Below are 26,118 nucleotides of genomic sequence, written 5' to 3'. Positions count from 1 at the left end.
ATCTTATCCTTCTGACTTTATGCCCAGAATTTGCGCCGGTATCGGCTTGGTGATAATCCGGTGAATTTTTTGAACACTTTGCAAAAGTAACTATGATCGGAATAGCCTACCATACTGCTAATCTCAGAGATCGTTACATCATCGGATCGGAGCAATTCCTCGGCTTTTTCTATCCGAATTTTATTTAAGTATTCATTAAATCCTTCTTTTTTGTGAGATGAGAAATAACTTGATAAATACGATGGATTAAAATGAAAATGCTTGGCTACTTCAGCAAGCCCGAGCGGCTGATCAAAGTGCTCATGCATGTAATCCAGCAGCATCTTCATGTTGGGATCACTTCGTTTTCCACCCGCACCAACGGTGCACTCCTGAACTTCCGTCATGAATTGGTCAAGCACAGTCATAACTTCGTCCAGACTTGAAGCCCCGTCCACATTTTTAAAATACGTATATTTGCTCTCTTCCAGCCCGGCGGACTGGACATCCATATCCGCGAGGGTAATGGTCACGTTAAAGATCAAGTTACCGAGAAATGATTTGATCTCAAACACATCGGCAATATAATCCCGTCCAAGTGTTTTTGCATGATCCTGTAAATACTCCCTTGCCGCTTCGACCCGGTTACGCTTCACATGCTGCAAAAACATATTCACATTAAACTGGTAACCTGCGGGATGCATTGGAGGCAGTTCACCATACACCAGGATTGGTCGATCCTTATAATAAAAGCGATATTCAATCAGCTTAATCAGATGTTCCCGGTAAACAACACCCATTTGTTCAAATGAAGTAAAGCTTTCACTAAGCACCCAACCAGGACTGCCTTCTCCTGCTGCATTTTCACTGGCCAACTGTCTGATCCGTTCAAGCATCCATTCATCTCGCGCAGGATCGACATTAAGAAGCATCACAGGTAATGTACCCTCTGCGGGAACCATTGCACATTCTACTTCAGGCAGATCGCTGCGGAGCTTGGATTCAATCTGTTCTTGATCCAGCTTCAGTGGATACCCTCCAGCACCCACGGGTTTATACACAAGCAAGCGAAAGGATTCATACGGAAAGGTATCTCGAATCATCGGCATTTCGCTATCTTCATCCAGTGTAAATCCGGACAGCATCTTCTCCATCAGTTGCCCAAGTCTCCAGCCATCGTGCGAAGGCTCGAACTGTAGCTCGGGAATTTTACCCGCTGTGCGTTGAAGGACTTGCAATAATTCATTTGTATCCAGCTTGGGTTTCAGTATATAATCGGCTGCCCCGTGCTGAAGCGTTGAACGCACATACTCGAATTCACTGAAGCTGCTAAGTACAATAACTTCAATCTGTGGATTACTGGCTTTAAGTGTACGGACAAACGTTTCGCCATCCATGACAGGCATGACAATATCGGTGATCACAATATCCGGTTTTAACAGGTTCACCTGCTGTAATCCTTCTTCACCGTTGGAAGCTTCACCCACAATGATAAATCCTTCCGCTTCCCAGTTCATATGGTGCTTTATGCCCTGTCTTACCAGAAACTCATCGTCAACAATCAGCACCTTGCACAACCGGTTCATGATCGCGACCCCCTTGTCTAATCTTTCCTCTATATCTGTACAGGCTATACCAACTATTATATATCGGTTATAAACACTTTCCAGTGTTAGCGGTTACATTAATTTTAAATTGATTGTACATCTTTTTATATCTTAAAACGATCCTTTAAGCAATGGTAACTATCTATAGTTTACACTATATTTCGACAAAATAAGAAGCCCCGACTCGCCATTTGATCATTTGGCGAATCAGGACCCCTATTTCAATCCTATTTCGTTAAATCACTCACTTATGGTTCAATTCCCCATTGGAGACTTCCCGCGATATAACCGGTGACTTTGGACCAGTCCGTATAGGAAGTCTGACTACCTGCAAAAGAATAATCATCCGTTTGCGTATAGTTGGTCCAATTGTTCTTGGAGATGCGCGTATGGATTTCCGTGCTTTGTCCTGCATTCAGAGTTCCAGCGGAAGCTGTGAATCCAATCTCAAGCACGTGGTCAGCACCTGTCCGTACCGGATTGAGTGCACTGAACGTGCCTGTTACATTCGCACTGCCAGCAGTCGCCCAGTCAGCAAAGAAGTTCTGAGGCTGTTCACCGTTTATCGTGTAATAGTATCTGATTTTCACATCAGACAGATTCAAGGCTGTAGTACCCGTATTTGTCAGTTTGAATTTGGGACTAATCGAGCTGCCCGTTGCTGAAGTGTTGCTGTTAAACATCTCAATACGTATGGTTCCAACAGGTGCAGCTGTCGTGTCTTTAATGAGCAGATTCAAGGTCGCAGGAGCGCCTGCGCTGAATTGAAAGGTTAGCGTCGCTGCGCCATTTGGCAGTGAAGCCAGGTAGTTTTTACTTAATACGACCTCATTGCCTGTCAACGTGTAATCTGTACCTGAAACCAGCGTTGCATTCCCGTTGCGAATGGATGCAAGTGTATTGCCGTTAAGTGTTAACGTGACTGGAATATTAACCTGATTGCCTGCTTTGCGATCAAATTCGGCTGTAACCGGTGTAATCGCAGAGTTGGTCACTGGAGTACCCCCGCCGTCTCCTCCGCCATTGTTACCTCCAACACGGTCAGCATACAAAATTCCGCGGCCATTTGTTCCGAGATATACTCTTCCATACAAACGCGGATCACCCGTAATAGTAGTTACACGAGCATACTGATGCTGATCATCATTGATACGAACCCAATTGGCACCACCGTCATCGGAGCGGAAGAATCCACGTGTTCCATCGATCTGTGCAACCGTGTATAACGCAACAACGCTCTGCCCAGGGGCCGCTTTACCAAATCCGATACTGTCTGCTTCCTCTACATTGGCAAGCTTTGTGAATGTCGCTCCTGAATCCGTAGAATGCCATAATCCGTAAGGACCTTCTTCCTCACTACCACCAGCAAACCAGAGTTCGCCTTCAACACCTGGAACGGCATCCAGATCGGCATTTCCTTCCATCGGAAGTCCGGTCGCAGGTGATGCCGTGAAGGTAGCACCACCATTCACACTCACATAGATTTTACCCGCTGCAAATCCATAAAATTTGTTTGGGTTTACACGATCTGAAACCACTTTCGCCTGTGCAGGTATCCCCGTACTTGCCGTCCAGGAATTGCCGCCAGTCGAGTAATGTACACCTTTGTCTGATGTGCTCCACACCAGTCGGTTACCATCCGCAGAGATGGCTACAGTCCCCCCTCCGGTTGTGCCGGCAGGTTCTGCATTGGCCTTATACCACGTAGTACCTCCGTCACTGGACAAACCAATGGATTTTGCATTTGGATCAGCAGCATAATCTGCTTTACCTACGCGAACCATCGTATTTGGACTTAACTCTGCAAAATCCAGACTTTCTGTGGAAGAATAGTTCGGGCTCGTAAATATGGTAGCTGGCGCCTGGTCCAGATTGTTATGACGGAATCCGGAGACATCCCCCACTCCACTTATCAAATGTGCACCACTTGGCGGGCTGATCAGATCGAGTACGGCAATCTCCTCAACCCCTTTCGCCATCACTGAAATATTGATTTTTTCATCATCATCCCAGTCTGTCAGGTTCTTCGTTCCATAGATCGTAGCACCCGTTCCATACATCATGCGATCCGAATCAAACGGATCAATCTCCAGATCACCGATCATCCAGCCCAGTTTCGGGGTTGTTTCGGGTGGGGCAGGAATGGTGCCAAATGTGAGCCATGGCGCTGCCGAAATATCCTGTGTATAACGTAACTTCCGGTTCGGATATCCTTCAAATTCCCATATGCGTGTCCATGTCGCTCCGCCATCTGTACTACGGAACAGGGTGGCATCCGGCCACCAGGAATTTAATGTCGCAACCATCAATGTACCGGGATTCTGGGCATCAACAGCCAATCCGCCATATCCAAAATAATTATCCGTGCTGCTGCTTGGAACAGGGCTGATATTGGTCCAGACACCTGTCGACGTGTTCAGTTTCCACACGTCACCTTTTTCCCCATCATAAGGTCCAACACCATCGCTGTACGTAATATAGAGGCTTCCGTCTGAATCAAACACACCATGATGCGGGATATAACCTGTGGGTTGACCAGCAACAGCTGACCAGGTCAGGCCGCCATTTGTGCTGCGATACACGCTTTGAGCTTTATCCGCAACACCCACATAGATTGTCTGGGTTGCTTGCCCTGCCGAACCTGTTGTTTTGTCAAACGTAATCCATGCCAGACCTACGATGTCACTGGTATATTCATTCGAAGGATCTTGCACATAATTTCCCGGATTCGGGAAGCTTGTGACTTCGTTCCAGGTCACACCGTAATCGATACTTTTCCATAACCCATGACCACTTCGTGCACCGAAATACAGAATACTGTTGTCATTCGGGTCCACGGTCAGGCGTTCTCCCATTGAACGTCCCGGCATGTTGCCGCCCACTTTGAACGGAAGTGTTGTGGTCTGCCATGTATCTCCCCGGTCCGTAGAGCGTAAGATGGAGCCATTATTTTGGTCCCACGAATTCGTATACGTCCCAACTGCCATATACACACGATCGGGATCAACCGGGTCCGTAGCCAGTGCGTCCACACCATTCTTGTTCCAGTCATCCCAGCCGACAAAATCCGTTAAGGGTATCCACCTCTCGTCAGCCGCATTCCAGCGATAGGCTCCCCCGATATCCGTACGGGCATAGATCAGATCCTTTTCCGACTCGTTGAAAATAATGCCTGGTACAAACCCGCCTCCTGCACCCGTCACCACATTTTTCCACTCATAGGCTTCACTTGGTGCCGCCGCTGTCGTTCCAGCAAGTCCTCCCAGCGAGGCGGTTACTACGGCAACCGTCAGACCCATCATTCGCAATTTCCTCATAAACTTTCTCATATCAACTTATCCTCCTCTTCTACTTCGTTACTGCATTTCGGTCTATCCTCGCTGTCTCATCGTGCTGATGATGGCGTGCCAGACGAATCAATGCATCCCTCGATACAAGAAGCCTCACCCCCTTCCAGTCATATTGTTAAGCGCTTACATAATTGTTCTTGATTCGCGGTTATCTGGATAATACTTTCAATAAATAACATTCGCTGGCAATCTCCAAACCCCTCTGTCGAATTCCGATTTTTGTAAATTTTTTTCAGTGTTTAAACTTGTTTATACAACAAAAAAGCCGCTAAAATAGCGACTTCAATGGGATATAGATTAACACAAGACTTCAACAGTAAATCCACCAGGGGCTTCAACATAAAAAGTATAACCGTGTGCATGCTTAGGTGCGTCTACTTCAAAACCATTGTCTTTCAAAAGACTATATATCCTGTCAACCTCTTGTTCGGTCGGTTGGGGAAATCCGATATGAAAAGTCATTGGATAGAGTACGTTTTTACCCTTCATTAGAGTGAGAATAAAACCTTCATCATCAAACATAACTGCAAATGCGTTTCCTCTCGTACCTTCACATGTCATACCAAAATAAGTCTCTAAAAACTCGCGAGCAGCTGGAACATCAGTAACTGTTAGGTTCAGATGATTTAATTTCATAATTACACCCTTTCCTACATATTATTTCTGGCTACCATAAGTGTGAGTCTCCTGCCCTTTAACCCCCGGTCTGATGACAAAAAGTGAGCCCGCATCCGGTGTCTCTTTCAGACGTTCTTCCTTAATCCCTATACGTGCTGTTGTAATGTATAACTCTTCGAGATCCGGTCCACCAAAACAGCAGGATGTTACCTGATCTGCCGGCACCTCGATCTGTTGCAACAGTTCTGATGTATGCGGGTTCCAGCGAGTGACTCTTCCTCCGCCCCAGTGCGCAACCCACAGCATGCCCTCACCATCAACCGTCATCCCATCCGGAAAACCGAATTCCTCCGGTATGTGAATGACACTTGTCCGATTTTGTATCGTACCTGCCGTCAGATCAAAATCAAACCGGTCAATAGAACGTGTCGGGGTATCAATGTAATACATGGTCTGCCGATCCGGACTCCAGCCCAGGCCGTTGGATGTAGACACACCTTGTACCATTGTGCGAACGGGTTGCCCTTGCTCCAAACAATACAACGATCCGGCTTTGCTTTCATTATTCATGCTCATCGTGCCTGCCCAGAATCGGCCCTTCGCATCACATTTTCCATCATTAAAACGATTGGTATCCTTATCTTGTTCGGGGTCCTCAATGGCATGCAGCTCACCCGTATGCAAGTGATACGTATGGAATCCACTGCGTAAAGCAACCAAAACTTCGTCACCACGATAGGGAACAACAGCCCCGACATGTTCACCGACATCATAAGCCTGATCCTGCCCTGTAGCCGGATCATACACATGCACCTTAAAGCTTTCAATATCTACCCACAATAATCGATTGTTCTCCGCATCCCAGCTTGGTCCTTCCCCCAGTAATGCCGGGGTTTGTACTGCTACAGTTACGTCGCTCATGCCATCACGTCCTTATTCAGATTTGACGCCGCCTGACCATTCGAATCCGATGGCATCCAAGAATGCTTTGGACAGTACCATATGGCCCGTTGCATCCGGATGTACCCGGTCATAAGTCAACACAGACGTATAGAAATGATCCCAAAATGGAGCAAATGCAGCCTGTGTATCCACATACACCGCATCATACTCACTGGCTACCCTGCGTACCGCTTCTCCGTAGATATCCATCGTTGCCCGCATCGGATCTTCCGGATTGGCCTCAAGATAATAAGGCGTCATTAGTACCAGACCTTTCAGGTTGGGACGAACCGAAGCCACCAGTTCACGCAATGTGGATTCGTATTCTTCAAGAAACACATGTGAGTCTGTTGACAATGGGTTGTCGAACTGACGCCATACATCATTAATGCCAATCATGATCGTCAGCCAGTCCGGTTTAAGGTCAAGCACATCACGATCCCAGCGCTGTTTCAGATCACGAATCGTATTTCCACCATTACCCACATTTTGGACACGCAACATCAATTCCGGATAGATGGACCGCAAGAGGGCATACACTTGCGCTACGTAACCATGGCCCAGACCTGAACTGCCTTCACCTACAGGATGCTCCCGACCACAATCTGTAATCGAATCCCCGATAAACAGAAGTTTGTCGTTTTTTTGCAATTTCATCGTTATTTTCTCCTTCGCTTCAAAGCGCTAATATATGGATTACTCGATTAGTCAGGACCGTTCACTTGATACCAGCCAGAAAAATTACCAGCCTTGATTCTTGAGCCATGTGAGACACAGATCCGACCATACCCGAATCGCATGGTTGTCCTCAGCCAATCCAAGACCATGTGAACCTTTCTCAAAAACGTGCAAATCATAGGGAATGCCATGCTCGCCCAATGCAAGTGCGTAACGCAAGCTATTCTCTACAGGCACTGCCTGGTCAGCGCTGGTGTGCCAGATGAACGCTTCAGGAGCATCCGCTCTCACTTGCTGCTCCGCACTGAAAGCCTTGATCTGCTCGGCAGACGCATCAGACCCAAGCAAATTCTCACGGGAACCGGCATGTCCATAGGACTCCATCGTAATTACCGGATAACAGAGAATAACTCGGTCCGGGCGTGAACTCTGGCGTTCAATGAGGTCCTCATGATCCGGTTGTCCCTCATCATACAGCGTTCCCAATGTTGCTGTGAGATGTCCGCCTGCGGAGAAACCGAGTACTGCAATCTTGGCAGGGTTGATGCCATACTGCTCAGCATGAGCACGAACATAACGTATGGCACGCTGACCATCTGTTATCGGTGCAGGATGCTGGTGAGGCGCCACCCGATATTTCAGGACAAATGCACTTATACCTGCACGGTTCAACAATTCAGCTATTGGAGCACCTTCATGATCAGCCAAAAATCCATAACCGCCACCTGGACACACAATGACAGCGCTCTCTGAACCGGGGTGAATAAATGGAATCAAATGTGGCATTTCGTCTTCATGGCCCTGGGCTGCATAAGGTGCAGCATGATCCCATAAGGGTATAGTCGTTGTCATCTTCAATCATCCTCTCCAAATAGAACGGATACATGGGTCCGTTTAAACGTTTTCGAATCTCAGGAATCGATACCATCATAACGGTAATGACCCTAACGCATCAATACCTTCCTGGCATCACTTTTTGTTCATTTGGGTACATGTTAGTACAAATTACGGAACTGTTCAGGAGTCACCCCCTCAATCCTGCGAAAGGTTGCTACAAAATGGCTTGCATCCCGAAAGCCAACCCTAACTGCAGTTTCCCTAATCGTGGGTCTATGGTCTGCGGTCATGATTTCCTTGGCTTTGCGAATGCGTAGCAAAATGAAATAACTGTAGGCTGTCATGCCAAAGGACTGCTTGAACAAGGTGTTCAGATGTCTGGATGAGATCCCTGTGAGGTCAGCCATATGTTCGAGCCCAATCTCGGGATTCGCATAATGCTGTTCCATGAATGCAATGAGCGGAGCGAGTCTCTCCACGGCATGTGAGATGGAAGAACGATTGCCCGTCATGCCATGTTTTTTGAGCAAAATCAGAAATCGGTATATATCCGCTGACGCCTCGAGTCCCGACAAATCCTGATCACTTCTGATCGAATCCAGCACTTCCTGGCCGTAATCGTTGAACGGGCTGCTCTGCTCCCACTGATGGAACGCCGCTTCACCCAGACTAAGTGACTCCAAGATTGCCGGACACTGGGAACCGCCAAATGTTATGTAAAGGGTCTCCCACTCTCCTTGGGCGCGCACATATTCATGCGGTTCATTCGGTGGCAGCAAAATACCGGATGCTTCCCCCAGTATGACCGTGGACCCGGCAAACTTGAATTCTCCGGCTCCCTTCACGGTCTGAAGCCAGTGGTAACAGGGATACCCCACAGGTCTGGACACCTTCTCCTGATTGCCGTTATAACCCAGGCTCTCAATATAAAGGGGCAGCGGCTGATCACGTGATGTCATGAAATATCGTTGATGTCGGGGGGAGATAAACATGGGATGCCTCCTTGGGTATAAGCTGAAATACACTTCCGTATTCTTATATGAGTCATTACTTTTATTATATTTTAAAAGTCATATGTATCATATAGTATAGGATTATTCTTATACAAGAGGTGAACACATTGATTAGCAGCAAACTGCCCAAAATGTTCTACGGGGGCGATTATAACCCGGAACAGTGGGATCACGAAACCCACCTTGAAGACCTGCGCATGTTCCAATTGGCAGGCATTGATATTGCCACGATCAACGTATTTTCATGGGCACTGATTCAGCCTGATGAAGTTACTTACCGTTTTGAAGAACTCGACCAACTAATTAATCGTTTATATGAAAATGGTGTCTATATATGCCTTGCAACAAGCACTGCTGCCCATCCGGCTTGGATGGCAAAGAAATATCCAGACGTGCTTCGTGTAGATGCCGATGGACGCAAACGCAAATTCGGTGGGCGCCATAATTCCTGTCCCAACAGCCCGACCTATCGCAAATATGCTGAGAAGATTGCAGATAAACTGGCCGAACGATACAAGGATCACCCCGCGGTTCTCGTATGGCACATCTCCAACGAATATGGCGGTGAGTGCTACTGTGACAACTGTGAGAAAGCATTCCGCGTGTATCTGAAAGAACGCTATCAGACTCTGGAACAGGTCAACAAAGCATGGAACACGAATTTCTGGGGGCATACCTTCTACGATTGGGACGAGATTGTATTACCAAGCAACCTGAGCGAACATTGGGGTAACAATAATTCAACGTTCCAGGGAATCTCGCTGGACTACTCTCGCTTCAACTCAGACAGTATGCTGGATTGTTATCTGTTGGAATACGATGCGATCAAAAAACATATTCCGGACTCCGTCGTTACTACCAATCTGATGGGATTCTTCAAACAATTGGACTATTTCAAATGGGCAAAATATTTGGATATCGTCTCCTGGGACAGTTATCCTGGTCTCGCCACTCCTGTCAGCTTCACGGCAATGGCTCATGACCTTATGCGCGGACTGAAGGATGGTCAACCGTTCATGCTGATGGAGCAAACACCAAGTCAACAGAACTGGCAGCCGTATAACTCACTGAAACGTCCAGGTGTCATGCGTCTGTGGAGTTATCAATCTGTTGCGCACGGGGCCGATACCATTATGTTCTTCCAGCTTCGCCGCTCCATCGGTGCCTGTGAGAAGTATCATGGTGCAGTTATTGAGCATGCTGGGCATGAGAACACACGTGTATTCCGCGAAGTCGCTGAGTTGGGTAAGGAATTGCAGATCCTTGGAGATACCACGCTGGATGCATCTGTTGAATCCAAAGTAGCGATTGTGTTCGACTGGGATAACTGGTGGGCCATCGAAAAATCAAGCGGACCTACGGTTGCCCTGAACTATGTGGATCAGATCCATAAATACTACGCAGCCTTCTTCCGTCGCAACATCCAGGTAGATATCATCAGTGTGGATACGGATATGAGCAAATACGACATTGTCCTTGCCCCTGTCCTTTACATGGTAAAACCAGGGTTTGCCACCAAACTGGAGAAGTATGTTGAAGCAGGTGGAACATTCCTGACGACCTTCTTCAGTGGCATTGTGAACGAGAACGATCTCGTGACTACAGGTGGATATCCGGGAGAACTCCGTAAACTGCTCGGAATCTGGGTGGAAGAGATTGATGCCCTGCTGCCTGAGCAAAAGAACCGCATTGTCCTCAAAGAAACGTACGGTGATCTTCAAGGAGAGTATGGCTGCGGCATGCTGTGTGACCTGCTGCACAGTGAAGGAGCCGAAGTCATCGCGGAGTATGGAGACGACTTTTATAAAGGCATGCCTGTTGTGACACGTAATACCTTTGGTCAAGGTGAAGCCTGGTACGTTGCATCCGACCCGGATGAGCGCTTCCTGGATGGTTTGCTGGGACAGCTTGCAGCAGCCAAGAACGTAGAGTCCTTGCTTGAGACACCAGAAGGTGTTGAAGTAAGCGCACGAACCAAAGAAGGTAAACCGTACCTGTTTGTCATGAACCATAACGCAACCACGCAATCCTATGATCTGGGAACAGCTAAAGCACATGATCTGCTCACCAATCGTGAGCTTTCGGGAAGTGTTGAGATTGAAGCCCGTGGAGTGCAACTGCTCGAAATGAAATAAGCGATTTCACTTCATTGAAATCATTCGGAATAATATAATGTGATAGAAATACCCGTGATACAAAGTGTCACATATTCATTCCTTTTATACTTGTTATTGTCTTCAGCGAGGATATTGGTATAGATTTCAGACCTTTATCGTCTTCTGTAAGCCAAAAGCTGCTACTTCCCGTATCCGTCTACACCGGATGCGGGTTTTTGGCATGATCTGTGGTATTTTTGATAGAAGGAAATATCAGTATGCAAAGCGAATTGGACGAGAAACACATTTTAACAAAGCCTGCCGGAACATGCTTGTGAATCCTGATGCTGATCCATTATAAAATAATGAACAGTTGAAATATTGGTGACACTCATGATGTCACTTATTCTTTGTTACAATAGAAATATAACTACGACTTCACTTTCCGGCGGCGCAGATCGAAACGGAGTGGCTGACATGAACAGAACAAATCGGCTTGCTGCCATCGTAATGGCATTACAGCATGGTCACGAAACGGCACACTCATTAGGTGAGAAATTTGAAGTTTCCCGTCGCACGATTCTTCGGGATATTCAGTCCCTCTCCGAGATGAATGTGCCCATTATTGCCATTTCCGGTCCGGGAGGCGGTTTCAGACTGATGGAGGGTTACGTTTTACCCCCATTACAGCTGGACCCGGTAGAAGCAGCGACGCTCCTATTCGCTCTTGAAGGTCTAAGTCGCTACGCCGACACACCCTTTCATGAGAAACGCTGGACCCTGATGAACAAAGTTAAGGCCATCATTCCGGATGATATTATGTCGCGAATTGATCCCATGCTCAAACAGCTGCATCATCATATTCCAGACCGCAATTACATTCTTCCTCATCTGGACGCATTGCTGGCATGCATACCCGAACACGAGTGGCTCAGTGTGCTGTATCGCTCCGTATCGCGTCAGCGATGGTTGCATATCTGTCCCGCACGGGTATATGCTTCCTCCGGCTTCTGGTACTGTGAAGCATATTCCCTCGAACATGGTGAACAGCGTCTGTTCCGGGTTGACCGAATTATCGATGTCAAAGCGATCGAACCACAGGATGCACAGGTGCTTAACGAACAGGTGGATCAACAGCAGAGCAAGCCGATCCCTCCAGAACAGCCGCCAACCCTGGTCAAGGCACAACTGAGTTATCGGGGAATGATTGAAGCCGAACAGGACGAGCATATTGGTGAAAAGATGATTGAAATTGCCCCGGATCTCTGGGAATTATCATTCCTTTGTCCACCAGGGGAATGGGACTGGGCCGTACGATTCTTTTACCGATTGGGACGTGAAGCCGAAGTGATCGAACCCCTCCAACTTCGCAGTGAGATTCGTCAGCATGCCGAGGAAGTGAGCCGGAGATACCTTGCTTCAACCAAGTCGTAGCCTGACTACACACAAAAAGGAGCCTACTGATATCATGACATATGAAGCCGTTATAACGTACGAAGAAGCAGTACAGCGTATCCAGTCTATGGGGCTGCTGCCTCTGGCACCACTATTTGCCGAATATCCTTCTTTGTCATCGCTAACCCCCAAAGAGCATTGGCACAAGGATGATGAATTCGATCCCTGGTTATGGCGTTCACGCCTGGCTGAAGAGGGCATTGCTGCATATGGAAAATTTGTCAAAAAGAAAGCGCTTCTTGTCTCATCTGAATACTTCCCTTGGGTACACCGACTGCTTGCCGATTCCAGAACCATCAAGGAACAGTATGAAGCGGGTCTGCTCTCCCGTGAAGCGTTCAAACTCCATGCCTTAGTTGCAGAACAGGAAGGCATCGATGGACGTGCCTTGCGATCACAAGCCGGTTTCGGGGCAAAAGAGGACAAAAAAACATTTGACCGTGGACTTCTGGACCTTCAGGGCTGTGCAGCCATTGTGATCAGTGGAACCAAAGAAAAAGAGGGGCTCGCAGAAGGCAAAGTTGCATGGAACAGCTCCGCATATGAAACCGCAGATCACTGGATGCAACGTCATGACATTAAGCCATTTGAAGGCAGCATAGAAGAGGCACGTGAACTGTTGACTGCGCAACTACAGCAACATGCTTCACCTGCCGCATTATCAAGCATCTCCAAAGCGCTTGGCATCCGTGGAATCTAAATAAAGCCAATTCCGGTTGTAGTGCAGATTTCAACCGGAATTGGCTGTGGTTCATCATATAATGTAACCCAAACGATTAAAAGCCTCCATCCAGAATGGATTTAGAGAATTACGCCATCCTTGAATATGGCAATCTCCCGGAATCCATGCTGCTCACTGAGTGTATGGGACCGTCCTGAAGCAATGTCAATCAGCTGGCTGAACAGCTGTACTTTGACCTCATCCATCGTCTGCCCCTCCAACAGCTGGCCTGCGTTGAAATCAATCCAGTGTTTTTTGCGATTTGCCAGATCGGATTGGGTCGCAATCTTGACGGTAGGTACCGGACCTCCGAAGGGAGTCCCCCGCCCTGTTGTGAAGAGCACAATATGGGCACCCGCCGCAGACAGTGCCGTTACAGATACCAGGTCATTACCCGGTGCTTCTACAATGTTCAGACCGGTTTGAGTTACACGTTTGCCATAGCGCAGAACGTCGACTACGGAAGAACGTCCTCCCTTTTGCGTACATCCAAGTGACTTTTCCTCCAGCGTTGTGATGCCACCAGCCTTATTACCGGGTGAAGGATTCTCATAGATGTTCTGGCCATGGTTCACAAAATATTGCTTGAAGCCGTTCACGAGGTCCACCAAATCGTGAAATACCTGCTCATTGGCAGCCCGGTTCATTAAGATCGTCTCCGCACCAAACATCTCCGGAACTTCCGTCAGAATAGCCGTACCCCCGGCAGCAACCAGCATATCAGCAACTGCACCGACCAACGGATTGGCTGTAATGCCGGATAAACCATCGGAACCGCCACACTTCAAACCAATTTTGAGTTTGCTGAGCGGAAGCGGCTGCCGTTGTTCATGTTCAGCGATCTCCACAAGTTCTTCCATCAGTCGAAGCCCTTCCTCAAGCTCGTCATCAGTTTCCTGTGCTTTGAGAAACCGTACTTTGCCGCGGTATTCCGGAGCAATACACTCACGGAACTCGTCTACTTGGTTGTTCTCACAGCCCAGACCGATGACGAGCACGCCTCCTGCATTCGGATGCTCCACCAAGGAGGCCAGCAGCTGTTGTGTATACTTCAGATCATCACCAAGCTGTGAACACCCGAATGGATGTGGAAAGTGAAACACACCATCTACCCGGCTTCCAAACTGGGACTGACCCATACGTGCCAAAGCTTCACACACTTTATTTATACATCCAACCGTATTCACAATCCAGATCTCATTACGAATACCTGCTTCACCATTGGGGCGCAAATATCCATCGAATGAGCGCAGATGTTCCGGAGGCATGTCCGTCTGAACCTGAGCTCCCGGTTGATACTCATATTCAAGCAATCCGTGCAGCCCCGTCTTCAGATTGTGACTATGAATCCAGCTTCCCTGCTCGATCTGCTCTTGGGCAATCCCGATGGAGAAACCATACTTCATCACATCATCACCCGGTGCCAGGGTATGCACAGCAATCTTATGCCCTTTGGGCACGTCATCCACCAAATTAAAAGAAACTCCGTCTGGCAGTGTAATTTGTTCTCCTTTGGCATAGTCACGAAGCGCTATAATGACGTCATCCTGTGGTTGAATGGCAATCCAGTCATTGATTGTACTTGTTGTGTTCATTTCCCTTCACCTTCCAACAATCCGATTTCACGAACAAGTGCTGCACGCAGCCCCTCTCTTGCATCCAGATTTTCGCCCCAGATCAGGGTATCCGACAACACAGCCGCTACCCGGTCATCCAGTTGGTTCTGATCCCTGTTAAGCGTGTCATAACCGTCCCAGTGTGCAGCCAAAGCAGCCAGGACATCCGGGTCATCCCGCAACAGAATGTCCTCCCCATTCAGTCGTTGTCCCTTGTAACCTTCTGGCGTATTTACCGGACGATAGAGACACAATAATCCAGCAAACCCTTGAATTAAACGTTCTGGCCAACTTCCCTGATTTTGCTCATAAGACAAAAGTGTAGGCAGCACACGCACCTTGAATTTTCCGATCGTATTCAAAGCAATATCTTGCAATTTGTGATCAATATATGGGTTAAGGAACCGTTCGAACACTTCTTCTGCATACTGGTCCAGCTGATGATCGGGCATATCCAGAGCAGGCACAATCTCCTGATGCACAGCTTCCCTGATCCAAGTGCCAAAATGTGGATCTTCCATCGTTTCTCTCACATGCTGCTTGCCTTGGAGAATACCTAGTGATGACATTAAGGTATGCGCCCCATTCAAAATACGAACTTTGCGTACCTGAAAAGGCTTCAGATCTTTCACCCAATGTACATTGAGACCTGCCTGCTTGAGAGGAAGTTTTTTGTCCAATGATTCATCACCCTGAATAGCCCAGAAATGATATGGCTCTGCCGTATTAATCAATTGGTCCTCGTACCCCCAGCGATTCGTCAGGGAATCGGCTTCCTCCTGGGTCGGCGCACCTGTTACGATTCGATCTACCAGATTGTTCAAGAAGTGATTATGGTTCTCGATCCATGAGCGGAAGCCTTCCGAATACCCATAATCCTCACTATGACGGAGAACACAACTGCGAAGCACGTCACCATTGCCTTCAAGCAGTTCGCATGGCAGATGAATCAAACCTCTGGATGGATCACCATCAAATTTCAAATATCGCTGATGCAGGAAAACTGTTAATTTCCCCGGAAATGATTGGACCGGTTCACCCTCGATATAGTCCGTATACGTATATTTCAATCCTGATTCGGTTGTATTGGAAATAACGAACTCAAGTGAAGGCAGTTCCGCCAAGTTCAGAAAGGTATCCCATTCCTCATACGGATTGATACACTGTGAGAAAATGGAGATCAACTCTGTCCGCTCAACCGGCTTTCCTTGAGACAGCCCACGCGTAATCATCGTATATAATCCGTCCTGATCACGAATCTGCTCCAGCTTGGCTTTGCCTCCCGGTCGTGGTTGGGTAACGGCTACACTTCCATGGAATTTGCCTTGTCTGGCACTCTCATGAAGCATCCAGTCTGCAAATCCTCGCAAGAAATTACCTTCTCCAATCTGCAAAACCTTCACGGGACGCTCCATAATCTCCTTGCACTTGCGCTGACCATCGCTCCCCAGTAAATTCAGCTTCAACCTTGGCCGTTTCGTGCTTGCCGACATGGACACTCACCTCATCGATTATTTGTACTGTCGGAATGCAGCTCGAAGGCTCTGCACCCTTTTATTGTAAACGCTTTAAATTCATTGTATCATCAATAAAAGGAAATTAAATTGCTTATATTGCGGTAAATATACTCTCTCATGACCAGGTATAACATCTCGTTGAAGACGATCGTCTGGAAAGGAGCTTTATGGAACGTTCACCTGTTCGTACGACTATTCAAGCAGAATCCGGTATTCCGTTCCGCCTGGTGTACAGCGACACCAAATCCCCTCAGAACGAATTACCAGATCACCTTCACGACTGGCATGAAATTATCTATGTATATCGTGGACAGGGAAGCATCTTTATTGATACAGGACTTGAGGATATGCAGGAAGGAGATTTGTTCATTATTCCAGGCAGTACGGTTCACCGTGCCTTGCCGGATGCAGGCAATCCGGTCACATCTTCCGCATTGTTCTTCAGCCCGGGATTGCTGGCATCCACCGCCGGAGGCGCTGCTTCTTCCTTGCTGAGTCTGTTTGAACGTTGTCGTAAACAACGCGTGTATAAGAGGCATCTGAACACGGAGGAGCAATCACAGGTGGCCGCCCTTATTGATGATATTCAGACCGAATTCCAGCTCGGTCATCATCTAAGCGCACATGCGGCCCTGTTAAGGCTGCAACTGTTGCTCATTTTTCTGGAACGTCTGGAAGCTGCGGGACCTGCGAATCCGGGTAAATCGGCTCCAGGTCCCTCATGGCTCTCTTCTACGATCTCTCATATTGACGATAACCTTCGGAATGGCCTCTCTCTCCCTGAACTGGCGCAGTACGCCTCTGTATCCCCTGCCCATTTCAGTCGTGCCTTCAAACGATACACGGGAATGACTCTGACGGATTACGCTTTAGCTCGAAGGGTTATTATGGCAAAAGAGCATCTGGTGCAAGGTGATGAGACGATGGCAGCCGTGGCCGATGCTTGCGGGTTCGACAGTCTGCCTCACTTTTACCGTCAATTCAAAAAATTAACCGGCACAACGCCCGCAGCTTACCGCAGAACCATGAACAGTTCACGTTAAAATAGAACCAGCCGTGGCTTAGGTCCCACGCTTTAATCATATATATCCACATATTCTTCCATATGGAAGATGTGGTATGATAATCTGGATTATTACTTGTCGGAAACATTGCATTCCGTTGTCAGAGGAGCTTAGCATTCCATGTTAAACGAATTGAATCGCAGGAATATTGGCATCTTCGCCCATGTGGATGCGGGGAAAACAACCACCACCGAGCATATGTTATTTGAGAGTGGTGTCGTCCGCAGTCCGGGACGTGTAGATGACGGAACAACAGCCACAGACTCCCTGGACATTGAGAAAGAACGTGGCATATCCGTTCAAGCAGCCATGACCTCTCTGATCTGGAAAGACACCATCATTGACCTCATTGATACGCCTGGTCACATTGATTTTAGCTCCGAAGTAGAGCGAACGCTACGGGTAATGGATGGCGCTATTCTCATTCTGTCGGCAGTTGAAGGCATTCAGTCCCAGAGTGAAGCCATCTGGCATGCCCTTCGTTCACTTCGCATCCCAACCATCATTTATATTAATAAAATGGATCGGATTGGCGCATCTGCCCCAGCAGTCATGGAGCAGATTCGTTCTACCCTGTCCCCTTTCGCATGCGAAATCCAAACGTATCAGCTCCATGAAGATTCATTTCATGGCATCGACTCCCTATGGAACCCTAATCAAGATTCTCTGTCAGATGGTACACCTTCCATTCCAGGTCTGGTCGAGATACTTGCCGAGCTGGACGAAGAGGTCATGGAAGCCTACATTCAGGAAACTCCGTTATCGCAAAGGGATCTGAATGAAGCGTTCCTGCGCTATGTGCATCAGGGTGAGATGTTCCCTGTGTGTTATGGCGCTTCCGGCAAAGGAATTGGCGTCACGGCATTGCTGGACACGGTCCTTGCATTTCTGCCTGCACCTGCACAACCAGTGGACTCTCCCGTATCCGGTGTTGTGTTCAAAATTGAACGTGATCGCACGATGGGACGTACGGCTTACGTCCGTATGTATGGTGGCAGCTTACACAATCGGGATACCATCCATAATTCGACGCGGGAGCTTGAAGAGAAAGTGACACAGATTCGCCGCATGGATGGACGAAAATGGGCGGATACCGGTGCCGTTCACGCGGGACAGATTGCTGTGCTGTACGGACTGAGTGACACACATGTGGGTGACATTATCGGCAATCCTGAGGGTGTACCTCCTCTGCCACAGATGGCTGTACCTTTGCTGACCGTACAAGTGCATGGCAAGGACCCTGTACAGTACCCCGATCTTGTTGCAGCATTGCAAGAGTTGACGGATGAAGATCCCTTACTCGACCTGCAATGGTTGCCGGAGGAACGAGAACTGCATCTCAAGGTCATGGGAACCATACAGCTTGAGATTTTATCCAGCCTGTTGCTGAGTCGTTTCGGATTGGATGTCGTGTTTGATCCGCCATCCGTCATCTATAAGGAGACACCCCGTACAGCCGGAGAAGGTTACATCGCCTATACGATGCCTAAGCCCTGCTGGGCCATCCTGCGCTTCAAGATTGAACCCTTGCCTCGCGGAAGCGGTCTGATCTATGCCTCGACCGTAAGGACAGATGATTTGCTGTTACGTTATCAGAATGAAGTTGAACGACGAATTCCGGAAGCCTTGTCTCAAGGTATGCTCGGTTGGGAAGTAACCGATCTGCGCATCACGCTGGTGGAAGGGGAACATCATGTCTGGCATACGCATCCATTGGATTTTGTCGTAGCCACGCCTATGGGAATCATGGCTGGATTGTCGAGAACAGGTACCACGTTGCTGGAACCCCTTCTTCAGTTCCGACTGACGGTCCCGGAAGAATACGGCGGTAAGGCCCTTAGCGATCTGGTACATATGCGGGCAACCTTCGAAGCCCCCGTCATTGGTAGCGGACGTTGCATTATTGAAGGAGTTATGCCTCTTGCCACCTCAATGGATTATCCGGTGAAACTGCGTTCCGAGACAAGTGGCCGCGGGGTGCTTACGACTTCGTTTGCCGGATATCAAGATTGTACTGCGGATGTGAATCATACTCGCAAACGCAGAGGAGTTAACCCGCTGGATCAGGCGAAATATATTTTAAGTGTACGAAACGCGATTACATCATAAATGGAGTTGAACCTGTGCTTATTAAATTTCTTATCTTTGGCCTTTTATGGCGGATTGTAGGTAATCCGTTCATTGCCATCCTCATTTTACTCGTTATACTGTATTTCCTGGATCGTCGCTATGTTGGCGTATTCCCAAGCTTCACGAAACCTCTGAAGCGTATGCGTAACATCTCCCGGCTTCGGCAACAGCTTGCCATGAGTCCCAATGAAGTTTCCTCCAAGCTGGAACTGGCTCGCCTGTTAATTGAGCGCAAGCGTTACAGTGAGGCACATGCGTTATTACTTGAACTGGAGCGCCCATACGAACAATCGGCTGAGTACTGGGAGGCACTGGGGACGACTGAGCTTCATCTAGGTAACATCGAACAGGGAGAACGTCATATTTTAAAAGCCCTCGAGATCAACCCCAGAGTCAAGTACGGACGCCCGTACCTAACCCTTGCTGGTGCCTTCAAAGATACGCATGAAGATAAGGCGTTGGATTATGTGCATCAGTTTCAGGAGATTCATTCCTCTTCCAGTGAAGCGTATTATCTGCTCGGCTCGGTTCATCGTTCCCTCGGACGTAATGCTGATGCAAAACAGGCTTACGAGCAATCGTTGAACGTCTATCGTTCGTTACCCAAATACAAAAAACGTCAGGAGCGCCGCTGGGCTGTCCGCAGTTGGTTCCGCAAACGTGGATTGTAATGTCATCCGCTATACGCCGTAATCTTCATATATCACTTTTCTAACCAATAAAAGTGCACTGATCTCTGCCCTCGTATGAGCAGAACCAGTGCACTTTATTCTTAACAACGATATTAATACACCAATATCTCACGCAGTCGTTCTTCATGAAGACGCATCCAGTCCATCCGCTGTTTGAGTTTCACAATCTGCTCCACAGCCACTTCCGGCTCATCTGTACCCTCAAACATCCGACTGATGAAATGCATGACCACATCCAGACTGCGCAGCAAAATCAATCGAGGTATGGCCAGCAACTCTTCCGGTTCCAGGCTGACCTGTTCCCGAAATCCCCTGATCAGTCCCTCCTGTGCCTGCCACATCCAATCTTCACTCTTGTCCATGGTAAGGAGGTCAGACATCGGAACAGCCAGCTCCATTACCCGCAAATCCCATGTCGCAAATTCAAAATCCAAAATGGCACAGATTTCACCATCCTGCTGATCTACCAATACATTCGAGGCATTCACGTCCCCATGAACCAATTGATGCGGCAGATGTTCCATTCCCCGCAGGGCTTCAAACAGATCTGGCAGCGCATCTCTCAGTTGCTTCAACTCATTCGCACATGCGGCCAATTGCTCCGGCGGCGATGTGCATAGCTGTAATAATCGTTCTGGTGAACAGAGCGGATACGCATCCTGAATTCGATAGTACGGTGGATACACAGGTTCAAGTGGTATATCCAACGTAGCCATAACAGAAGAAAGAGCCCCCGCCGCTTTACCGAGCCCTATCAATTGATTTGGTGTATGCCAGATGGGATTGACTCCTTCCCTATAATGAAACAGAGTCACGATTTTGGTATGACCTGTGAGGGTATCTTTTACAGGAAGAAATGTACCTCGCTCACCAGATAACCGCCTTACAGGTGAAGGTGTATCAAGCTTAAAGTTTGAACGTTGGAGGGCTTCCAGCACCTCGTGTTCAAAGGCGATTTTCATCGGATCATTATGTGTTTCATATTGTCTCATGACGTAATTAGTCCCGTCTACATGGAGCATGTAAGTAGAATTATTCATCCCACCCTTTCCACGTTCGCCTTTCCAGTCCGATGTGAAACCATATAAGGCCAACACTTCGGATATACGTTGCTGCTCTGAATGATGGAGGGAACCGGAATCGATATTTTGCACCAAAAATTAACCCCTTTATCTCACAAAATGGAACTGTCTTCTATTTATCTTAAAGGAAGTCCATCGCTCGGTCTAGTTCTGTTCCAAAGTGATCAAGAGAACGGATAATATCCCGTCCGATTAAGCTGCTCTGCAATGACACGATATCCTCTTGCATTGGGATGCACTCTGTCCCAGAACAACAGTTCACGCTCACGACCTTCAAACCTGTCATACACCTGAGCACACACATAGTTGCCTGATCCCGCTCCATTCAAAAACGAATTATATTGGCGCACCCAGTACGCAGCTTCCGTCGCTTGTGGATACGGGTTGTACAATCCGATGGATCGGACCATATACTCATGGTTGCCCTTTAACTGCCGAATGTGTCGCATGATCTGGGATACATTACTGCGGGTTTCTCCGAGCACCTGTGTCATTTTGCTGGCATTTGGAATGCCATTACTTGCTTTGAACGTACGAATCAGATCATTCCCGCCAATAGATATGGTAATGATATCCGCTTCACGGAGCGATTGCCGCACTCGGGGATGCGAAGAGATCATCTGCAACATTTCCCCCGACGTCAGTCCATTCACGCCCATATTTTCCATGGATACAAACGTACGAACATTCATTTCTGCCATTCGCCGATATAAAGGAACAAAGCCGGTGCCCAGCAACGCTCCTGTACCTACCGTTAATGAATCGCCTATAGCCACGTATCGATATACCATCCCGTCGCCCCTCTCTGCTGTGATGTCTCTGAACAATAATGAACTGCTCTATATCTTATGATGAGTGGCGAGACAAGGCGCGGGATGGTGTCCTTAGGCATGCACCTTTCTTTTGCATAAAACCATTGTTCTTCTGTAGAGGTAAAAAAAGAAAAAAGCCCTGCCGCATAACGCGGCAGAGCCTAATCCATTGCAATGCATTACATGCCTATGGTTCGATCCGAATCAACGGAATCTGATTGTTCCTTGTTCGGGAATGGCCACCAGTTGGCCCGGCCAAACATCTTCACCATCACTGGGACGAAGAATGGCAGGAACAGCAGAGAGTACAAGATCAGTCCGCTAAGGACTACTGTGGCAATCTGCATCATCGAGAGAACACCGGATGGATACATGGCAGCAAATGTACCGCTCAGAATGACCGCTGCAGATAAAATGACGGTTCCCATGTTCTTCATCGCGTACAACATCGCATCCTGTACTTTCATACCTTTGTTCTCATTGAAACGGTCCATCAGGAAGATACTATAATCCACACCAAGTGCAATCAGCATGACAAATCCGAAGAACGGAGTAACCCAGCTGATGCCTGCAAATCCGAGGATATTAACAAAGATCACTTCGGTTAACGCCATCGATGTGAAATAAGCCAGTAATAAGGAAACGATCAGATACAATGGCATAATGACCGAGCGAAGCAGCACGACCAGAATAATGAATGTACCCGCCAGCATCAACATTACAGTACGTGTATAGTCGTTATTCGAGATCTCCTGCAGATCTGCAAATGTACTCGTAACGCCACCTATGGCGATGTCTGCTTTTTCAAGCGTACTGTCTTGTACCGCACGATGTACTGCCGCCTCAATGTCAGGAACACGATCAATCGCCTCTGTTCCGTATGGATTTTCGGCCAAAATAACATCAATCGTCATCGTTTTCCTATCTTGGGACAGATACGTATCAAACACCTGTGTGAAGTCTTTGCTGTTCAGTGCTTCTTCAGGAACGTACCAGCCTGCCAGATCGGAATCTGGTGAATCTTGCAATTGCGTCAGGTAGTCCTGCGCGGAATCCAGTCCCCCGGATACCTGTTTAATACCATCGACACTCTGGTTCAGTCCATCTGTCAGTTGTGTCAGCTGACCACTCAGATCCGAGAAGCCTTGCTGAATTTTCTCCTGACCACCCTGAAGCTGGCCAAGTCCATCCTGAATGGAAGGAATTTCGCTAATCACTTTGCCCTGACCATCCGCAGCCTGTTTGAGACCGGATTGCAACTGACCGATTCCCGTTACAATTTGACCCAGGCCATCGGCAAGCGCCTTTTGTCCGGCTGCTGCGGAGGCAAACCCTTCATTGGCCTGATTAATTCCAGCAGCGGCTTCTCCAAGCTTGGTTTTAATCTGACCCAAACCTTGAGCAAGCTGCGCTGTACCAGAACCTGTTTCACCAATCGTGCCTTTGATACGCTGGTAGTCAGCATCTTGCTGCAATTCAGGATAACGCTCTTCAAGTGCTGTAAAGGATTCGGACAGACTGGTTAGAGCTGTTGAAACCCCGTTCAGCTGTTGTTCCAGTTCGCGGGTTCCATCCCCCAGTGCAGCGACCCCTGCTCCCGCCTGACGATAGGCTTCAAGCAACTGATTGTTCGCCTGCGCAAGTTGATCTGCACTTGTTTTGGCTTGCTGGAGCCCTGCTTTCAGATCCCCAGCACCTGCGGAACCATCTCGAATACCTTTTTCAATCTGCCCAAGTCCCTGACTGAGTTGCGTGATACCCGATTGCAACTGGGAGGTTCCTTTAGTAAGTTCACCTGCTCCATCAGCAGCTTCTTTTAACTGTGGTTCATTTTTACTTAGCTGACTGCTGGCTTCACTCAGACCATCACGGATTTTGTCCAGACCCGTCTTGCCTTCACCCAGTCCATCCGATAATGTTCCGACTTGCTGTGTAACTTCAAAATCTTTAATCTCATCCCCCGTAGGTCGTGTCATACTACGGACACCAGAGACTCCGGCTACTTTCTCTACTTCCCGGCTAATTTTCTCGGCAACGGCCATATACTTCGCATTATCCATCGCTTCATCGTTCTGGATGACGATCTGACCCGGCAGCGATTCACCCGGACCGAAGCTGTCAGAGATAATGTTGAATGCTTTTACGGAATCATATTTCTCGCCAATCTCATCGAGACTGTTGAACGACAGTTTGCCATCGTAGGTTGCCAGAAGAGGCACACAGACAGCTGCAACGATGAGCAGCGCAGCCCATGGACGTTTCAGCGAGAAGCGACCAGCTGCACCATAGATCTTGCTCTCTGCATGTTCAAGTGAACCCTTCGACGGCCAGAATAACTTCTTGCCCAGCACAGCCATGAAGAATGGTACGATGGTCACCAAGGCAAGCATCATCACAGCAATACCTACAGCTACGGCAACCGCAGAGCGGTACAACATAAACTGGGCAAAGCCGATCGCAATGAATCCAACCAGCACAGCTAGTGCTGAGAAGAGTACCGTTTTACCGGCCGTACGATAGGTAGCAATGATGGCGTCCCACGTATTCTCATGATGAGCCAGTTCTTCCTTGAACCGACTGATTAACAGGATGCAGTAATCCGTACCAATCCCGAACATAACGGCGACCATAAAGATCTGTGTAAACGTTGATATCGGGAAGTCGACTCCATCCACGAGGAATGCAACAATCTGTTGCGATACAATGTAACTGATCCCCACCGTCAGCAGCGGGACAAACGGAGCTACAAACGAACGGAAGACCAGGAACAGAATGAGTAAAATAAAGACAACTGTAATATATTCCGATTTCTTAAGCCCCTCTTGTGAACTTTCAATGGTGTCTTCATCAATCAGACCTTTACCGGTTATGTAGTGCTCCACATTGACGGACTTCAATGCTTCATTCAGGTCTTCCCGCATTTCCTTGACCGTACGATCTCCCTGATCAATGGATAGCGATGTTAGAATCGTTTTGCCATCAGCTGAGATCATCTTCTCTGACAGTTCAGGCTGAGAGAAAGGTTCCAGAATGGACAGAATGCCCAGCTTCTCCTTGTCGGCCTCCAAGTTTTTAACGGCCTTCTCTGCCTCTTGTTTCCCCGTGATACCCAGACCTTCCGGATTATAAAATACAAGAGCGATCTGGCTGCCTTGCTGTTCTCCTTTTTGTGCTGCAGCTTCATTCAAAATTGCTGCTGCCTGGGTGGAAGAGTACCCTTCCGGAACCGAAAACTGTCCCTTTTCCCGAATCAGTTCACTCATGTTAGGGGCAGTAAACATCAACACGGCAGCTACAACAACCCATAGCCCCATTAACCACCATCTTGCTTTTAGTATCGCTCTCATTCGTTCTCCTGTCCTCCTTCATGCGTTAGCAAAGCTGCAAGCTTCTCAAAAGATTCAATGAAAATTCGAACCTCTTCCGGTTTAAAATGAACCAGATACGGCTCCAGAATCTGCTGTATTTCCTGTTCTGTTTCCCTGTATACCTGTCGTCCGGTATCCGTCAGTGTCAGATATACAACGCGGCGGTCGCGTTCATCCCCTGCCCGATGGACAAGATCGCGATCTACCAGCTTGTTGACCAAAGCGGTAATGCTGCTCTTGCCTATGCACAGAAGCTCTGCCAGATCAGAGGGTGTGCAGGAAGGTTTCTCTTCAATCAGACGAAGTGCGCAGAACTGATCGGTCGTTATGGTCTGCCCCACTTGTTCACGTATCCGCGTATCAAACCGCTTGTTTACCAGAAAAGAAGCATCCAAATAGCGGTTTACCAAACTTTTTGCATCCGGTGTATTCATTCTTCATTCTCCTTTCCCGAATCTATATAGTTCACTTAACGAACTATTCTTATGTGAAACTATTCTATAATGAAACAATCTTATAAATCAATACTTTTTTCCTGCTT

The 26,118-nt window shown here is 48.0% G+C and carries 19 protein-coding genes; 6 read left to right on the top strand and 13 right to left on the bottom strand.

Annotated features, from left to right (window positions below; translation table 11 throughout):
* Positions 1 to 17 precede the first annotated feature (17 nt).
* From J2X75_RS03340 to J2X75_RS03310, 7 genes are all read right to left on the bottom strand, one after another.
* Entirely contained in the window at positions 18 to 1,565 is a 1,548-nt protein-coding gene (locus tag J2X75_RS03340) for a response regulator transcription factor (protein ID WP_310334295.1), read from the bottom strand.
* 269 nt (positions 1,566 to 1,834) lie between these two features.
* A complete protein-coding gene (locus tag J2X75_RS03335; protein WP_310334294.1) occupies positions 1,835 to 4,915 on the bottom strand; it encodes a X2-like carbohydrate binding domain-containing protein in 3,081 nt (1,026 codons plus the stop codon).
* Positions 4,916 to 5,233: 318 nt separating this feature from the next.
* The gene (locus tag J2X75_RS03330; protein ID WP_091017364.1) at positions 5,234 to 5,572 is read right to left on the bottom strand and encodes a VOC family protein; all 339 of its coding nucleotides are present in this window, start codon (positions 5,570 to 5,572) and stop codon (positions 5,234 to 5,236) included.
* A 21-nt stretch (positions 5,573 to 5,593) separates the two neighbouring features.
* The gene (locus J2X75_RS03325; RefSeq protein WP_192132368.1) at positions 5,594 to 6,475 is read right to left on the bottom strand and encodes an SMP-30/gluconolactonase/LRE family protein; all 882 of its coding nucleotides are present in this window, start codon (positions 6,473 to 6,475) and stop codon (positions 5,594 to 5,596) included.
* A gap of 12 nt (positions 6,476 to 6,487) precedes the next feature.
* A complete protein-coding gene (locus J2X75_RS03320) occupies positions 6,488 to 7,153 on the bottom strand; it encodes an SGNH/GDSL hydrolase family protein (protein WP_047842445.1) in 666 nt (221 codons plus the stop codon).
* 84 nt (positions 7,154 to 7,237) lie between these two features.
* Positions 7,238 to 8,026, bottom strand: a complete 789-nt coding sequence (locus tag J2X75_RS03315; RefSeq protein WP_091017368.1) for an alpha/beta hydrolase — start codon at positions 8,024 to 8,026, stop codon at positions 7,238 to 7,240.
* Positions 8,027 to 8,169: 143 nt separating this feature from the next.
* On the bottom strand, positions 8,170 to 9,003 hold the full coding sequence (locus tag J2X75_RS03310; protein WP_124114031.1) for an AraC family transcriptional regulator: 834 nt from the start codon (positions 9,001 to 9,003) through the stop codon (positions 8,170 to 8,172).
* Positions 9,004 to 9,131: 128 nt separating this feature from the next.
* Between J2X75_RS03310 and J2X75_RS03305 the strand changes: the two genes are divergently transcribed.
* From J2X75_RS03305 to J2X75_RS03295, 3 genes are all read left to right on the top strand, one after another.
* Positions 9,132 to 11,159, top strand: coding sequence for a beta-galactosidase (locus J2X75_RS03305; RefSeq protein WP_307537784.1), 2,028 nt, complete (start codon positions 9,132 to 9,134; stop codon positions 11,157 to 11,159).
* Positions 11,160 to 11,597: 438 nt separating this feature from the next.
* The gene (locus tag J2X75_RS03300) at positions 11,598 to 12,554 is read left to right on the top strand and encodes a helix-turn-helix transcriptional regulator (protein WP_124114029.1); all 957 of its coding nucleotides are present in this window, start codon (positions 11,598 to 11,600) and stop codon (positions 12,552 to 12,554) included.
* Positions 12,555 to 12,588: 34 nt separating this feature from the next.
* Positions 12,589 to 13,275 (top strand): AlkZ-related protein, encoded by a 687-nt coding sequence (locus tag J2X75_RS03295; protein ID WP_310334288.1) that lies wholly within the window; start codon positions 12,589 to 12,591, stop codon positions 13,273 to 13,275.
* Positions 13,276 to 13,376: 101 nt separating this feature from the next.
* Here J2X75_RS03295 and J2X75_RS03290 read toward each other — a convergent pair whose 3' ends face one another.
* Both J2X75_RS03290 and J2X75_RS03285 read right to left on the bottom strand, forming a co-directional pair.
* Entirely contained in the window at positions 13,377 to 14,891 is a 1,515-nt protein-coding gene (locus J2X75_RS03290) for a UxaA family hydrolase (protein WP_310334286.1), read from the bottom strand.
* A complete protein-coding gene (locus J2X75_RS03285; RefSeq protein WP_310334284.1) occupies positions 14,888 to 16,405 on the bottom strand; it encodes a tagaturonate reductase in 1,518 nt (505 codons plus the stop codon). The genes J2X75_RS03290 and J2X75_RS03285 overlap by 4 nt, the downstream gene beginning before the upstream one ends.
* A gap of 191 nt (positions 16,406 to 16,596) precedes the next feature.
* Here J2X75_RS03285 and J2X75_RS03280 point away from each other — a divergent pair, with 191 nt between their 5' ends.
* The 3 genes from J2X75_RS03280 (at position 16,597) to J2X75_RS03270 (ending at position 20,294) form a co-directional block, all read left to right on the top strand.
* The gene (locus J2X75_RS03280) at positions 16,597 to 17,472 is read left to right on the top strand and encodes an AraC family transcriptional regulator (RefSeq protein WP_310334283.1); all 876 of its coding nucleotides are present in this window, start codon (positions 16,597 to 16,599) and stop codon (positions 17,470 to 17,472) included.
* Positions 17,473 to 17,613: 141 nt separating this feature from the next.
* Positions 17,614 to 19,602, top strand: a complete 1,989-nt coding sequence (locus tag J2X75_RS03275; protein WP_310334281.1) for a GTP-binding protein — start codon at positions 17,614 to 17,616, stop codon at positions 19,600 to 19,602.
* A gap of 14 nt (positions 19,603 to 19,616) precedes the next feature.
* Positions 19,617 to 20,294, top strand: coding sequence for a tetratricopeptide repeat protein (locus tag J2X75_RS03270; RefSeq protein ID WP_253433605.1), 678 nt, complete (start codon positions 19,617 to 19,619; stop codon positions 20,292 to 20,294).
* A 113-nt stretch (positions 20,295 to 20,407) separates the two neighbouring features.
* On the opposite strand, the gene J2X75_RS03265 is transcribed toward J2X75_RS03270, so the two are convergent.
* The 4 genes from J2X75_RS03265 to J2X75_RS03250 all read right to left on the bottom strand — a co-directional run bounded on the left by J2X75_RS03265 (position 20,408) and on the right by J2X75_RS03250 (position 26,011).
* Positions 20,408 to 21,469, bottom strand: coding sequence for a phosphotransferase (locus J2X75_RS03265; protein WP_310334278.1), 1,062 nt, complete (start codon positions 21,467 to 21,469; stop codon positions 20,408 to 20,410).
* Between the two features lie 92 nt (positions 21,470 to 21,561).
* Positions 21,562 to 22,188, bottom strand: a complete 627-nt coding sequence (locus tag J2X75_RS03260) for a GDSL-type esterase/lipase family protein (protein ID WP_310334277.1) — start codon at positions 22,186 to 22,188, stop codon at positions 21,562 to 21,564.
* A gap of 200 nt (positions 22,189 to 22,388) precedes the next feature.
* Positions 22,389 to 25,556 carry an MMPL/RND family transporter gene (locus tag J2X75_RS03255; RefSeq protein WP_310334275.1) on the bottom strand — a complete coding sequence of 1,056 codons (3,168 nt, stop codon included), beginning with the start codon at positions 25,554 to 25,556 and terminating at the stop codon, positions 22,389 to 22,391.
* Positions 25,553 to 26,011: a MarR family winged helix-turn-helix transcriptional regulator gene (locus J2X75_RS03250; RefSeq protein WP_091017386.1), complete on the bottom strand. Its 459-nt coding sequence runs from the start codon at positions 26,009 to 26,011 to the stop codon at positions 25,553 to 25,555. Before J2X75_RS03250 ends, J2X75_RS03255 begins: the two co-directional genes overlap by 4 nt.
* Between the last annotated feature and the right edge of the window lie 107 nt (positions 26,012 to 26,118).

Origin of the sequence: Paenibacillus sp. 2003, assembly GCF_031455635.1 — a bacterium.
In the GTDB taxonomy this organism is placed as follows: Bacteria; Bacillota; Bacilli; order Paenibacillales; family Paenibacillaceae; genus Paenibacillus; species Paenibacillus amylolyticus_B.
Note: the sequence above shows the minus strand (reverse complement) of the source record. Positions and strands in the feature narration are given on the sequence as shown.

Excerpts from the sequence above, each read along its gene's own strand:
- J2X75_RS03300 (WP_124114029.1), top strand. The coding sequence starts at position 11,598 with ATGAACAGAACAAATCGGCTTGCTGCCATCGTAATGGCATTACAGCAT.
- J2X75_RS03260 (WP_310334277.1), bottom strand. The coding sequence starts at position 22,188 with ATGGTATATCGATACGTGGCTATAGGCGATTCATTAACGGTAGGTACA.
- J2X75_RS03250 (WP_091017386.1), bottom strand. The coding sequence starts at position 26,011 with ATGAATACACCGGATGCAAAAAGTTTGGTAAACCGCTATTTGGATGCT.
- J2X75_RS03335 (WP_310334294.1), bottom strand. The coding sequence starts at position 4,915 with ATGAGAAAGTTTATGAGGAAATTGCGAATGATGGGTCTGACGGTTGCC.
- J2X75_RS03280 (WP_310334283.1), top strand. The coding sequence starts at position 16,597 with ATGGAACGTTCACCTGTTCGTACGACTATTCAAGCAGAATCCGGTATT.
- J2X75_RS03295 (WP_310334288.1), top strand. The coding sequence starts at position 12,589 with ATGACATATGAAGCCGTTATAACGTACGAAGAAGCAGTACAGCGTATC.
- J2X75_RS03310 (WP_124114031.1), bottom strand. The coding sequence starts at position 9,003 with ATGTTTATCTCCCCCCGACATCAACGATATTTCATGACATCACGTGAT.
- J2X75_RS03320 (WP_047842445.1), bottom strand. The coding sequence starts at position 7,153 with ATGAAATTGCAAAAAAACGACAAACTTCTGTTTATCGGGGATTCGATT.
- J2X75_RS03285 (WP_310334284.1), bottom strand. The coding sequence starts at position 16,405 with ATGTCGGCAAGCACGAAACGGCCAAGGTTGAAGCTGAATTTACTGGGG.
- J2X75_RS03325 (WP_192132368.1), bottom strand. The coding sequence starts at position 6,475 with ATGAGCGACGTAACTGTAGCAGTACAAACCCCGGCATTACTGGGGGAA.
- J2X75_RS03255 (WP_310334275.1), bottom strand. The coding sequence starts at position 25,556 with ATGAGAGCGATACTAAAAGCAAGATGGTGGTTAATGGGGCTATGGGTT.
- J2X75_RS03290 (WP_310334286.1), bottom strand. The coding sequence starts at position 14,891 with ATGAACACAACAAGTACAATCAATGACTGGATTGCCATTCAACCACAG.
- J2X75_RS03340 (WP_310334295.1), bottom strand. The coding sequence starts at position 1,565 with ATGAACCGGTTGTGCAAGGTGCTGATTGTTGACGATGAGTTTCTGGTA.
- J2X75_RS03330 (WP_091017364.1), bottom strand. The coding sequence starts at position 5,572 with ATGAAATTAAATCATCTGAACCTAACAGTTACTGATGTTCCAGCTGCT.
- J2X75_RS03315 (WP_091017368.1), bottom strand. The coding sequence starts at position 8,026 with ATGACAACGACTATACCCTTATGGGATCATGCTGCACCTTATGCAGCC.
- J2X75_RS03275 (WP_310334281.1), top strand. The coding sequence starts at position 17,614 with ATGTTAAACGAATTGAATCGCAGGAATATTGGCATCTTCGCCCATGTG.